Origin of the sequence: Staphylococcus sp. SM3655 (genome assembly GCF_016917315.1) — a bacterium.
Classification (GTDB): domain Bacteria; phylum Bacillota; class Bacilli; order Staphylococcales; family Staphylococcaceae; genus Staphylococcus; species Staphylococcus aureus.
Genome location: NZ_CP070305.1, coordinates 2391296 through 2404482 on the forward strand (window position 1 = coordinate 2391296; position 13187 = coordinate 2404482).

Here is a 13187-nt window from a genome sequence, read left to right on the forward strand (position 1 = left end):
CAAAGACTTTTAGATTTTGTTCTAAAAATCTCTTAATAATTTATTTAATGAGAAGAGTTGCTTATATAGTAAATTGTGAAGCCGTTAAAACAACGTTACAAAACCTATATCTTTAATACGGAACCTTATGGTATGAATCAAGGAATACTTAAACTAAAACTTCTCTATCAGATTTATTTGTTGCAAAATCAACAACTTTAATTGCTTGCCCTTCATTTAATGGATAATTTGCTTGCGTAATTTTAACTTTTACAATTTGACCTATGAGTGATTCGTCACCTTCAAATTGTACTTTCATATAATTATCTGCATATCCAACTAATGTACTTTCTGTGTCACCCTGTTCCTCAGGAATTACTTCAAGCACATCTTGATCAAATTTAGACGCATATAACTTTCCGAGTTGATTGCTTAGCGTAATTAACTTATGCACGCGTTCATTTTTAATTTCTTCATCAATTTGATCATCCATTCTTGCAGCTGGCGTGCCAATTCTAGGAGAATAAGGGAAAACATGCAGTTCAGAGAACTTATGCTTTACGATAAAATCATATGTTTCTTGGAACTCAGCTTCAGTTTCACCTGGGAAACCAACAATTACATCACTCGTAACTGCCAAGTCTGGTAAAGCTTTATGCAATTTTGTTAATCGTTCTGAAAATCTATCCATTGTATACTTACGTCTCATACGTTTTAATACTGTATCTGAACCAGATTGTAATGGAATATGCAAATGACGCACAACTTTTGTTGAACGTTCTAAAACGTCAATTACTTCATCTGTAAGTTGACTTGCTTCAATTGAAGAAATTCGAATTCGTTCTAATCCATTAATCGTTTCAAGATCACGTAATAATTGGGCCAAGTTATAATCTTTTAAATCTTGACCATATCCACCTGTATGAATTCCCGTCAATACAATTTCCTTATATCCTGAATTCACTAGTTGCGTCGCTTGTTCAACTACTTTTTCCGGATCTCTTGAACGCATTAAGCCACGAGCCCATGGAATAATACAGAATGTGCAGAAGTTGTTACAACCTTCTTGAATTTTTAATGACGCACGTGTTCTATCTGTAAAATATGGGACATCTAATTCTTCATATTTACGATTTTTCATGATATTTCCAACACCATTAATTGGTTGGCGTTCTTTACGGAATTCATCAATGTAACCTAATAGTTTATGTCTATCTTGTGTACCAACTACTACATCGACACCAGGAATTTCCATAATTTCAGCTGATGAAGTTTGCGCATAACAACCTGTTACACAGATTACAGCATCAGGATTTTGTCTTATTGCACGTCTAATTATTTGACGACTTTTTTTATCACCTGTATTCGTTACTGTACAAGTATTAATAACAAATACATCAGCATTCGCTTCAAAGTCAACGCGCTCATAGTTTGCTTCTTTAAATAATTGCCAGATTGCTTCAGTTTCATAATGGTTTACTTTACAACCTAATGTGTGAAACGCAACTGTTGACATAAATATTCACCCCATTAATTCTTTTTCATAACTTATTGCACTTAACGCATACAATGGCGCAGTTTCTGCCCGTAAAATTCTCGGTCCAAGACCAACAACTGTACTAGTATTACTAAATAATGAAATTTCATTTTCTGACAAACCACCCTCAGGACCAAAAATCATCAACACTTTATCCTGAGCCTTGAATTGTTGTAAAGTTTGCTTGAAATTGCTTAACTCACCATCTTTTGCTTCCTCTTCATATGCAATAAGAATATAGTCATAATTATCAATAGTATCACAAATTAATTTTAAATTCGACTCGAATTGAATAGATGGAATCACTAAACGATAGCTTTGTTCAGCAGCTTCTTTAATTATTTTTTGCCAACGCTCTATCTTTTTGGCAACTTTTGCCTCGTTTAATTTAACAATTGAACGTTCCATGCTCACAGCTATAAATGATGAAGCACCCAATTCAGTAGCTTTTTGTAGCAACCACTCATATTTGTCAGCTTTGATTAGTCCACTGCAAATCGTAACATCAACTGGCAATTCTGTATTAATATTTTGTTTTTCTTTTAAATCAACTGCAATTTTATCACTTGTTATGTCAGCAATTTCACATAAATAAACTGTTTGATCATTAAAAGTTAAAATAATTTTACTACCAACATCATATCTCATTACATTTGTTATATGATGAATATCTTCTTTTTTTGTAATAAAAAAACGCTGACTTACATCAGCGTTTTGGTCTATGAAATAACGTTGCACATTATTCACTCACTTTCTGGCCAACAAGACAAACCCAACCGTTGTCATGTTGTTCTGAAATAATTTTAAAACCTACACGCTCCATATGTGACTGTATACCTTCATACTTCTCTTTTATAATACCAGAAGTAATAAAATAACCGCCTTCATTTAGAGTATTATAAGCATCTTCAATCATTTCATCAATAATATGCGCTAAAATATTTGCTATTACAATATCAAATTTTTCTGTTTCGTCTTTCAATAAGTTACCTGGAACAGCTTCAATTAACGTTTCACAATGATTTCTTCTGAAGTTTTCTTTAGCTACACTCACTGCCATTTCATCAATATCCAACGCTTTAATACGTTTTACACCGATTAGATGACTTGCAATACTTAATATACCTGAGCCAGTACCAACATCAATTACTGAATGCTGTGGCAATACATATGTTTCTATTGCCTTCAAACACATACTTGTAGTCGGATGATCGCCTGTTCCAAAAGCCATACCTGGGTCGAGCTCAATGCAAAGCTCTTCATCCGCTTCTTTAGCATATGTTTCCCAACTAGGAACTATTGTGAACTTCTTCGACGCTCGGAATGGATGGAAATAGTTTTTCCATTCATTTTCCCAATCCGTCTCTGCAATAATTTGCTCACTGAATTGAACGTTATGTTGATCAAGTTCATCTAAATTTAATAACTCATCTTTAATTTGCTGTCGCAACTTATCATCATAAGTCATTTCATTAAAATAGGCTTTCAATCTTACTCCCTTATCTGGATAATCCTCTTTTTTCAAAGCGTAAATTTCACCGTATTTATCTTCTGGTTGGTTAATTAAATCATCTGAATCTTCTATCACGACACCATTTGATCCATGATTTTCAAGTATATTGGTAGCCAATTCTACTGCTTCATGATTAATAATAATTGAAAGCTCTGTCCAGTTCATACTTTATTCTCCCTTAAAGAATCTTTTTGCTCTATCTTTAAAATTCGAAGGTTGTTCATTAATTTCTTCACCATTTAATTGGGCAAATTCTTTCATTAGTTCTTTTTGTCTATCTGTTAATTTAGTAGGCGTTACTACTTTAATATCAACATATAAATCTCCGTATCCATAGCCATGAACATTTTTTATACCCTTTTCTTTTAAGCGGAATTGCTTACCTGTTTGTGTACCAGCAGGGATTGTTAACATAACTTCATTATTTAATGTTGGTATTTTTATTTCATCGCCTAAAGCTGCTTGTGGGAAGCTAACATTTAATTTGTAATAAATATCATCACCATCACGTTTAAATGTTTCAGATGGTTTAACTCTAAATACTACGTATAAATCACCAGCAGGTCCTCCATTCACGCCTGGAGAGCCTTCACCAGCTAATCTAATTTGTTGTTCATTGTCGACACCTTCAGGTACTTTCACTTCTAATTTAACTGTTTTATTTTCAGTACCTTTTCCGTGACATGTTGGACAAGCTTCTTCAAATTCTTGACCACTTCCATTACATTTAGGACAAACTTGTTCAGTACGAACTCTACCTAAAATTGTGTTTTGTTCTACAGCTACATGACCAGCGCCATTACAGTAACTACAAGTCTTTTTACTTGTTCCAGGCTTTGCACCATCACCATGACATGTTTCGCATGTTACATCTTTACGGATTGAAATTTCTTTTGTTGTACCAAATACCGCTTCTTCAAATGTCAATGTCATTGTATACTGAAGATCATCACCTTTTTGCGGTGCATTTGGATCTCTTTGTCTGCCGCCACCGAAGAAAGAGCTAAAGATATCTTCAAAACCGCCGCCACCGAAGCCGCTAAAACCACCAAAGTCAGAGCCATTGAATCCTTGTCCACCAAAACCTTGTGGCCCGTCATGTCCAAATTGATCATAGCTTGCGCGTTTATTATCATCACTTAAAACTTCATAGGCTTCAGAAATTTCTTTAAACTTTTCATCTGCACCTTCTTCTTTGTTAATATCTGGATGATATTTTTTCGAAAGCTTTCGATACGCTTTTTTGATTTCATCTTTTGAAGCATCCTTACTAATGCCTAAAACTTCATAATAGTCTCTTTTGGCCACAGCTATCTCTCCTTTTCTTAATTAACTCATATAGTTTAACGTAATATGTCATACTATCCAAATAAAAAGCCAAAGCCAATGTTCTATTGACTTTGACTTTTCAGATCATGACAACATTCTAATTGTATTGTTTAATTATTTTTTGTCGTCGTCTTTTACTTCTTTAAATTCAGCATCTTCTACAGTACTATCATTGTTTTGACCAGCATTAGCACCTTGTGCTTGTTGTTGCTGTTGAGCCGCTTGCTCATATACTTTTGCTGATAATTCTTGAATCACTTTTTCAAGTTCTTCTTTTTTAGATTTAATTTCTTCTATATCTTGACCTTCTAAAGCAGTTTTAAGAGCGTCTTTTTTCTCTTCAGCAGATTTTTTATCTTCCTCACCGATATTTTCGCCTAAATCAGTTAAAGTTTTTTCAACTTGGAATACTAGACTGTCAGCTTCGTTTCTTAAGTCTACTTCTTCACGACGTTTTTTATCTGCTTCAGCGTTAACTTCAGCATCTTTTACCATACGGTCGATTTCTTCGTCTGATAATGAAGAACTTGATTGAATTGTAATTCTTTGTTCTTTATTTGTACCTAAGTCTTTTGCAGTTACATTTACAATACCGTTTTTATCGATATCAAACGTTACTTCAATTTGAGGTTTACCACGTTCAGCTGGTGGAATATCAGTCAATTGGAATCTACCAAGTGTTTTATTATCCGCAGCCATTGGACGTTCACCTTGTAATACGTGTACATCTACTGATGGTTGATTATCTACTGCTGTTGAATAGATTTGAGATTTAGATGTAGGAATCGTAGTGTTACGTTCAATTAACGTATTCATACGTCCACCTAAAATTTCAATACCTAAAGATAGTGGTGTTACGTCTAATAATACTACGTCTTTAACGTCACCTGTGATAACGCCACCTTGGATTGCAGCTCCCATTGCCACTACTTCGTCCGGGTTTACTCCTTTGTTAGGTTCTTTACCGATTTCTTTTTTGACAGCTTCTTGTACTGCTGGAATACGAGTTGATCCACCAACTAAGATAACTTCATCGATATCTGAGTTTGTTAAGCCAGCGTCTTTCATTGCTTGGCGTGTAGGTTCCATTGTTCTTCTAATTAATGAATCTGATAATTCCTCAAATTTAGAACGAGTTAAGTTTACTTCTAAGTGTAATGGACCGTTTTCACCAGCTGAGATAAATGGTAATGAGATTTGAGTTTGTGATACACCTGATAAGTCTTTTTTAGCTTTTTCAGCAGCATCTTTCAAACGTTGTAATGCCATTTTATCTTGAGATAAGTCTACGCCATTTTCTTTTTTGAATTCTGCAACTAGGTAGTCAATAATTACTTGGTCAAAATCATCACCGCCAAGTTTGTTGTCACCGGCTGTTGATAGTACTTCGAATACACCGTCACCTAATTCTAGGATAGATACGTCAAATGTACCGCCACCTAAGTCAAAAACAAGAACTTTTTCATCTTTATCAGTTTTATCTAAACCATATGCTAATGCTGCAGCTGTTGGTTCATTAATGATACGCTCAACTTCTAAACCAGCAATTTTACCAGCATCTTTAGTTGCTTGACGTTCAGCATCGTTAAAGTATGCAGGTACTGTAATTACAGCTTTGTCAACTTTCTCACCTAAATAGCTTTCAGCTGTATTTTTTAAGTTTTGTAAAATCATAGCTGAGATTTCTTGTGGTGTGTATGATTTACCTTCAATATCTACTTTATAATCAGTACCCATATGACGTTTAATAGATTGAACAGTGTTTGGGTTTGTAATAGCTTGACGTTTAGCTACTTCACCAACTTGAGTTTCTCCATTTTTGAAAGCTACAACAGATGGTGTTGTACGTGAACCTTCAGGGTTTTGAATTACTTTTGGCTCATCGCCTTCTAATACTGTTACACATGAATTTGTTGTACCTAAGTCTATACCAATAATTTTACTCATAATAAAATTCCTCCATTTAATCATTAAATTAATTTAATTTTAAACAATGTCTTTTCGCCAAATTTAAGTTATTGGTTTACTTTGACCATTGATGGTCTTAATACTCTATCTTTAAGCTTGTATCCTTTTTGTAGTTCTTGAGTGATTTCGCCAGATTCAAAATCAGGGTTATCATCTTGAACTACAGCTTGGTGAATATTTGGATCAAATGCTTCACCTTCAGTTTTAATAACTTCAAGACCATTATCTTTTAGTGCGTTAATCAAACTTTCATGCACCATTTGTACACCTTTTTGAAGAGATTTAAAAGTCTCATCATCACCTTCAATTTGAAGTGCACGTTCTATATTGTCTATTGCTGGTAAAATATCTGTTAACACACGTTGTGCTTGATATGTTTTATTTATTTCATTTTCTTTTTGAATTCTACGCTTATAATTTTCAAACTCAGCGTAGAGCCTTAAATATTTCTCTTCGTTTTCATCTGCTAATTGTTGAAGTTCATTAATTTTTTGATCTTTTGGATCTATTTCTTCAATAACATTCTCGTCAGACGTTTCTTCTATTGCTTCATCTTGTAAATGACCTTTACTTTCTTCAGCTTGTTCAACTGAATCATCAATATTTTGTTTGACGTTTGTTTCTTCAACTGTTGATTCAGTGTTTTTTTCAACTGATTCGTCTTTATTTGTCATTTTCTGTCCTCCAATACTTTCTAATCCATCATTACCAAATTCTATTTAATAATTGAATGACATTTTGATAATGCATAGCTGTAGGTCCAATAACAGCGATTTGACCTTTTAACGTTTCATCAAAATGATATTGACTTGTTACAATTGAAATATCACTTAAGCTGTCATCAATTTCATTACCAATTTTTACATTAATATTTGGTGAAGATATATCTTGTAATAATTCTGCAATTCTATTTGATTCTATATATTGTAGAATGGGCTGAATTGAAGATACATTACTTTCATTCAATGCATCAATAAGTTTAACCTTTCCACCCATATAAATGCTATTACTTTGATTAGAAATATGATTATTCATCGTATTTAACAATTTATTGATAAATATTTCTTCCTGCTCTGATTGAACAAAAGAGACAATATCATCTTGTAAATTCTGATTAAACTCAGTTAGTTTGTTTGTAACAAAATTTGATATTGTATTTAGTTTGTCATTATTAAACGGTATGTCTGAAGCAAGATGTACATGCTCAACATGACCTGATGAAAATACGATAACCATTATAACTAAATTAGGATTAGCACGAATCAAGTGTACATTATTGATAATATCTTGTTTATGATTAGGATGAACAACTAAAGTTGTATATTGAGATATATTTGATAATTCATCTGCAAAATATGTCAATGCTGATGATACATCATATTGATTCTCAACTAACAATTGATTTAATCGTCTTAATTTATTTGTTTTTTGATGAGATGTTTGTTCAAGTAAACGATTGACATAATACCTAAAACCTAATTGTGATGGCGAACGCCCTGAAGAACTATGTGTCTTCTCGATATAGTTTAAATCTTCAAGCTGTTTCATCTCATTTCTAATTGTAGCAGGACTAACATTCAAGTTATGTCGCTCAATTAGTGTTTTAGAACCAACGGGTTGTCCAAAATCAACATAATCCTCAACAATTGCGTTTAATATACTCAATTGCCTATCTGTAATCATGTTTTCACCTCATTAGCACTCACTTATCTCAAGTGCTAATTATAATTTATCAAATTGGTCAAAGTAAGTCAATGTTAAAGACTCGAAATTTCAATTTTTTTTAATCATTTATTAGGAAAGCTTCAAAAACCTCATTACCTATGACTTTCCCTCTATTTGTAAGTGCAATCACATCGTTCTTTTCTACAATTAATTCCTTCTCTTTTAAATTATTTATTGTTTGACCAAAGACACTTTCAATAGATTGGTCAAACTTCTTTTTGAACCTACTACTACTCACACCTTCATTTAAACGCAACCCAAGAAACATTTCTTCTTCCATTCTCTCAGTCAAAGAAGGTTTATTTGATACTAAAATTGCTTTACTTTCTTTATTTATAGCTTTGATATAATGATTCACTGGATTGATATTCGTATAACGCACACCATCTACATAACCACTTGCACCTGCTCCAAATCCATAATATTCCTCATTAAACCAGTAAACCTTATTATGTTCTGATTCATGGCCATCTAATGCAAAATTAGATATTTCGTATTGATGGAAAGGAGATTGTTCTATCTTAGACATCAGCAACTGATACATGTCAGCACCTAAATCCTCATTAGGAAGTTTGAGCAACCCTTTTCTATACATATTATAAAATTGGGTTTTAGGTTCAAGTATTAAGCCGTAACTCGAAATATGTTGAATATCCATATCTAAAGCTAAATCTAAACTTTGTTCAAAATCTTCAATCGTCTGTTTCGGTAAATGATACATTAAATCTAAACTGATTGATTTAATACCTGCGTTTTTAGCATTTAACACCGAAGTGTAAATATCTTCAGTATTGTGCGTTCTACCTAAAACAGACAATAACTCCGGCTTGAATGTTTGAACGCCCATTGAAATTCTGTTTACTCCATATTTCTCCAATAGTTGGACTTTCTCTTTAGTTAACTCATCAGGATTTGCTTCAAATGTATACTCGCCTGTGATTGTAAACGTATCACGTATTGCTTTAAGTAATCTTTCCAACTGATTAATAGAAAGGGCCGTTGGTGTGCCGCCACCTACATACATGGTCTTTAAGTTCCTATATTTTGCTGTAGACATTTCTGTTATTAGTGCATCTAAGTACTCATCTACAGGTTGATTCTGTATAAAATATTTATTGAAATCACAATATGTACATATTCTTACACAAAATGGAATATGTATATATGCACTTTGTACCGTCATTTTAATGCCCCGCTTCTCAGACTGTTTATCCAATCGGCTATATCCTGTTGGACTATCTGCAATTATTCTTACTTTTAACTTTAACGTTTAATCAATGATTGTCTAATATATCGATTCATTTTGATATTTATAAATGTTAAGAGAGAGTGAGATAGAAATAATAAAGTACCTCTAATGATTTATTATGTAGTGGCTCTTACACATTAGCCAGAGGTAATATGTACTTAAAAATAGAATTACATGAGTAAAACTCATGCATAAGGGAGTGGGACAGAAATGATATTTTCGCAAAATTTATTTCGTCGTCCCACCCCAACTTGCACATTATTGTAAGCTGACTTTTCGTCAGCTTCTATGTTGGGGCCCCATTGTTATAAGCTCATTTTTAACTCTGTCGATGGCTGCCAATATAACATTGTAAAGCCCAGGACGTTAATTTATCCTAGGCTCCCTCTTTTTAGTTATTAAACTTTATTCATTGTAAATTGTAGATTGATTTTCAAAAAATTATTCGTCATCCATTTTCAATACAGCCAAGAAAGCATCCTGTGGAATTTCAACATTACCAACTGCTTTCATCTTAGCTTTACCTGCTTTTTGTTTTTCAAGTAATTTACGTTTACGGCTTATGTCACCGCCATAACATTTAGCTAAAACGTTTTTACCCATTGATTTAATATTTGTACGCGCTACAATTTTTTGTCCTATTGCAGCCTGTACAGGTACTTCAAATTGCTGTCTTGGAATTAACGTTTTAAGTTTTTCAACTAATGCTTTACCACGTTCATATGCAAAATCTCTATGAACTATGAAGCTTAGCGCATCCACTTTATCACCGTTTAATAAAATATCCATCTTGACTAAATTACTTTCTTTATTTTCGATGAATTCATAATCAAATGATGCATATCCTTTAGTATTAGATTTAAGTTGATCGAAGAAATCAAATACAACTTCAGCTAAAGGTAATTCATAAACAATATTTACACGAATATCATCTAAATAGTCCATATTTATAAATTGTCCACGTTTACGTTGACATAATTCCATTACTGCACCGACATAGTCATTTGGAACCATCATAGTTGCTCGAACATATGGCTCAAATATTTTATCAATTTTATCACGATCTGGCATTTGTGCTGGGTTATCAACCGTCACTTCTGAACCGTCCCTTAAAACACATTGATAAATTACAGATGGTGCAGTTGCAATTAATTCAATACCAAATTCTCTTTCAATTCTTTCTTGAATTATTTCCATGTGTAACATACCTAAGAAACCAGTTCTATAACCAAAACCTAATGCTTGTGACGATTCAGGCTCAAATTCTAATGATGCATCATTCAATTGTAATTTTTCTAATGCTTCTCTTAAATCATTATAATTTTTGTTATCTATTGGGAACAGTCCGCAATATACCATTGGATTCATTTTCTTATAACCTTGCAATGGTTCTGATGCAGGTCTACTAGCTAATGTGATGGTGTCACCAACCCTAGAATCATCAACATTTTTAATACTTGCAATAATATAACCAACATCACCAACTGTTAATTCATCAACTGGAAGCTGCTTAGGTGTATTAATTCCAACTTCTGTTACTTCGAACTCTTTACCAGTGGCCATCATTCGAATTTTATCTCCGGCTTTAACAACACCGTCCACAATTCTTATCGATGAAATTACCCCTCTATATGGATCATACTCAGAATCAAATATTAACGCTTTTAGTGGTGCTTCTGGGTCACCATCTGGAGCTGGCACAACTTCAACTATTTTCTCTAGTATCTCTTCAATTCCAATGTTAGATTTAGCACTTGCTAAAACAACATCGTCTTGGTCTAAACCTATCATATCTTCAATTTCTTGTTTCACGCGTTCAGGTTCTGCAGCAGGTAAATCAATTTTGTTAATAACAGGCAATAACTCTAACTCATTATCTAATGCTAAATAAACATTTGCTAATGTTTGTGCTTCGATACCTTGAGCCGCATCTACTACTAAAATCGCGCCCTCACAAGCTGCCAAAGAACGTGACACTTCATATGTAAAATCGACGTGTCCAGGCGTATCGATTAAATGGAATGTATAAGTATTTCCATCTTTAGCTTCGTACTTTAAACGTACTGCGTTTAATTTGATTGTAATACCACGTTCTCTTTCTAAATCCATTGAATCTAGTAACTGATCTTGCATATCTCTTGTTTCAACTGATTTGGTATTTTCTAAAATTCTATCAGCCAATGTAGATTTTCCGTGGTCAATATGTGCTATAATCGAGAAATTCCTTATATTCTCTCTTCTTTTTAAGCGTTGCTCATTATCCATTTTATCCTTCTCACTTTCATAAAATAAACCCGTATTATCTTTCGCATCTTTGATATAATAACGTTTTTAATAGGTAAATGCAAACGCCATAATCTTGGATGAACTTTGAAATTATAACAATCTTTATTTAAATACATACTTGCGATATGTTAATATGTTAATTACGTACTTATAATTATAAAACGTATTGATTGTGTTTCCAACACAATTTATTAAATCTGCAAAATTTTAAGCTCACCCCATCAAATAAATGATTGCACAACGGTTAGACTTTTGTTAAAATATTTCTTGTTGTAATCAAATAAAATTTTGATAAGATGAACTCACTTTTAGGAGGTGACAGAAATGGCAAATATCAAATCTGCAATTAAACGTGTAAAAACAACTGAAAAAGCTGAAGCACGCAACATTTCACAAAAGAGTGCAATGCGTACAGCAGTTAAAAACGCTAAAACAGCTGTTTCAAATAACGCTGATAATAAAAATGAATTAGTAAGCTTAGCAGTTAAGTTAGTAGACAAAGCTGCTCAAAGTAATTTAATACATTCAAACAAAGCTGACCGTATTAAATCACAATTAATGACTGCAAATAAATAATCTTTTTAAATAAAAGTTCAAGCGCATGCTTGAACTTTTATTTTTTATAAAGATAGAATGAATAATTCCAGTATTAACTGTTTATCCATATATGATGATTTAAGTTTATAATCAGTTTCCGCACAAGCATCTATAATATTCAATAATTCATCAAGTTGATAATGTCTTACTTGTCCTAACGCTAATTTTACTCTGTATGGATGTACTCCTATTGTTTTAGCAATTTGCTGTCCACTATATCCTTTTTGACTCAGAATCTTACATTGATAAAATAATCGGTAATTACTTGTAATTAGTGCAAGTAATTTAATTGGTTCTTCTTTCATAGTTATTAAATCTTTTACTAAATGAATTGCTTGTTCTTTCTTTCTTTTCTGAATGTATTCAGTCAGTAAAAATACATTTTGCTCTAAACTTCTATTAATAATTTGGTTAACATCCTGCTTACTAATTGTTGGTCTATCGCCTAAAAATAAAATCAACTTTTCTATCTCTTGTGAGACAATATTAAAGTTAATACCTGTCAACTCAATAAATAAATCTAATGCATCTCTTTTGATATCTTTGAAATTCTCATTTAATTTACTTTGAATCCATTTTTTTATTTCTTCTTCAGACATTTGCTCTATTTTTTTAAGCCTTGCATGCTTTTTTAAAGTTTTAGTTAACTTTTTTCTTTCATCAAGTTTATTTTGATATATCTCAAAGACAATCAAATTTTCGCCATCATATTTTTCAATAAATTCTATTAATTGATCTACATTATGAGCCATATCTTTTGGCGCTTTTTCACCTGTAAATATATATGCATTTTTAACCAAAATTGCTTTTTTATCTGAAAAGAAAGGCAATGTTAATGTTTCTTCAACAATTGGTGCAATCTCTGTTTCGTATAAATTATATTTCACAAAGTTAAAGTCATCTCTATCACTTTTCAAAAATTGTGATATGATTTCTGCACTTTGTTTTTCAACCAATTCAGGCACATCTCCATAAATAGCTACAATATTGTCGCTCATTCATTA

Annotated in this window: 11 protein-coding genes; 1 reads left to right on the forward strand and 10 read right to left on the reverse strand. The window is 32.6% G+C overall.

The window, feature by feature from the left end:
• Positions 1-148 precede the first annotated feature (148 nt).
• The 9 genes from mtaB to lepA all read right to left on the reverse strand — a co-directional run bounded on the left by mtaB (position 149) and on the right by lepA (position 11565).
• Positions 149-1495, reverse strand: a complete 1347-nt coding sequence (gene mtaB, locus JQN76_RS11660) for a tRNA (N(6)-L-threonylcarbamoyladenosine(37)-C(2))-methylthiotransferase MtaB (RefSeq protein ID WP_001836910.1) — start codon at positions 1493-1495, stop codon at positions 149-151.
• Between the two features lie 6 nt (positions 1496-1501).
• Positions 1502-2254 carry a 16S rRNA (uracil(1498)-N(3))-methyltransferase gene (locus JQN76_RS11665; RefSeq protein WP_001190118.1) on the reverse strand — a complete coding sequence of 251 codons (753 nt, stop codon included), beginning with the start codon at positions 2252-2254 and terminating at the stop codon, positions 1502-1504.
• Between the two features lies 1 nt (position 2255).
• Positions 2256-3194 carry a 50S ribosomal protein L11 methyltransferase gene (prmA, locus tag JQN76_RS11670; protein ID WP_001104611.1) on the reverse strand — a complete coding sequence of 313 codons (939 nt, stop codon included), beginning with the start codon at positions 3192-3194 and terminating at the stop codon, positions 2256-2258.
• A 3-nt stretch (positions 3195-3197) separates the two neighbouring features.
• Positions 3198-4337, reverse strand: coding sequence for a molecular chaperone DnaJ (gene dnaJ / locus JQN76_RS11675; protein WP_001119021.1), 1140 nt, complete (start codon positions 4335-4337; stop codon positions 3198-3200).
• Positions 4338-4472: 135 nt separating this feature from the next.
• On the reverse strand, positions 4473-6305 hold the full coding sequence (dnaK, locus tag JQN76_RS11680) for a molecular chaperone DnaK (RefSeq protein WP_000034719.1): 1833 nt from the start codon (positions 6303-6305) through the stop codon (positions 4473-4475).
• Positions 6306-6373: 68 nt separating this feature from the next.
• Positions 6374-7000 carry a nucleotide exchange factor GrpE gene (grpE, locus tag JQN76_RS11685; RefSeq protein WP_000182215.1) on the reverse strand — a complete coding sequence of 209 codons (627 nt, stop codon included), beginning with the start codon at positions 6998-7000 and terminating at the stop codon, positions 6374-6376.
• A gap of 31 nt (positions 7001-7031) precedes the next feature.
• A complete protein-coding gene (gene hrcA, locus JQN76_RS11690) occupies positions 7032-8009 on the reverse strand; it encodes a heat-inducible transcriptional repressor HrcA (protein ID WP_000627140.1) in 978 nt (325 codons plus the stop codon).
• 100 nt (positions 8010-8109) lie between these two features.
• Entirely contained in the window at positions 8110-9234 is a 1125-nt protein-coding gene (gene hemW / locus JQN76_RS11695) for a radical SAM family heme chaperone HemW (protein ID WP_000218105.1), read from the reverse strand.
• Positions 9235-9741: 507 nt separating this feature from the next.
• Entirely contained in the window at positions 9742-11565 is a 1824-nt protein-coding gene (gene lepA / locus JQN76_RS11700; RefSeq protein ID WP_000368341.1) for a translation elongation factor 4, read from the reverse strand.
• A 345-nt stretch (positions 11566-11910) separates the two neighbouring features.
• On the opposite strand from lepA, the gene rpsT reads away from it, so the two are divergent.
• Complete coding sequence (gene rpsT / locus JQN76_RS11705; protein ID WP_001274017.1) at positions 11911-12162, forward strand: 30S ribosomal protein S20; 252 nt, start codon at positions 11911-11913, stop codon at positions 12160-12162.
• Positions 12163-12206: 44 nt separating this feature from the next.
• Here the strand turns inward: rpsT and holA are convergent, their stop codons facing one another.
• A complete protein-coding gene (gene holA / locus JQN76_RS11710; RefSeq protein WP_001836898.1) occupies positions 12207-13181 on the reverse strand; it encodes a DNA polymerase III subunit delta in 975 nt (324 codons plus the stop codon).
• Positions 13182-13187 lie beyond the last annotated feature (6 nt).

What these genes read in the sequence shown, in the direction of transcription:
- mtaB (WP_001836910.1), bottom strand. Translation starts at nt 1,495, where the DNA reads ATGTCAACAGTTGCGTTTCACACATTAGGTTGTAAAGTAAACCATTAT.
- prmA (WP_001104611.1), bottom strand. Translation starts at nt 3,194, where the DNA reads ATGAACTGGACAGAGCTTTCAATTATTATTAATCATGAAGCAGTAGAA.
- dnaK (WP_000034719.1), bottom strand. Translation starts at nt 6,305, where the DNA reads ATGAGTAAAATTATTGGTATAGACTTAGGTACAACAAATTCATGTGTA.
- grpE (WP_000182215.1), bottom strand. Translation starts at nt 7,000, where the DNA reads ATGACAAATAAAGACGAATCAGTTGAAAAAAACACTGAATCAACAGTT.
- hrcA (WP_000627140.1), bottom strand. Translation starts at nt 8,009, where the DNA reads ATGATTACAGATAGGCAATTGAGTATATTAAACGCAATTGTTGAGGAT.
- hemW (WP_000218105.1), bottom strand. Translation starts at nt 9,234, where the DNA reads ATGACGGTACAAAGTGCATATATACATATTCCATTTTGTGTAAGAATA.
- lepA (WP_000368341.1), bottom strand. Translation starts at nt 11,565, where the DNA reads ATGGATAATGAGCAACGCTTAAAAAGAAGAGAGAATATAAGGAATTTC.
- rpsT (WP_001274017.1), top strand. Translation starts at nt 11,911, where the DNA reads ATGGCAAATATCAAATCTGCAATTAAACGTGTAAAAACAACTGAAAAA.
- holA (WP_001836898.1), bottom strand. Translation starts at nt 13,181, where the DNA reads ATGAGCGACAATATTGTAGCTATTTATGGAGATGTGCCTGAATTGGTT.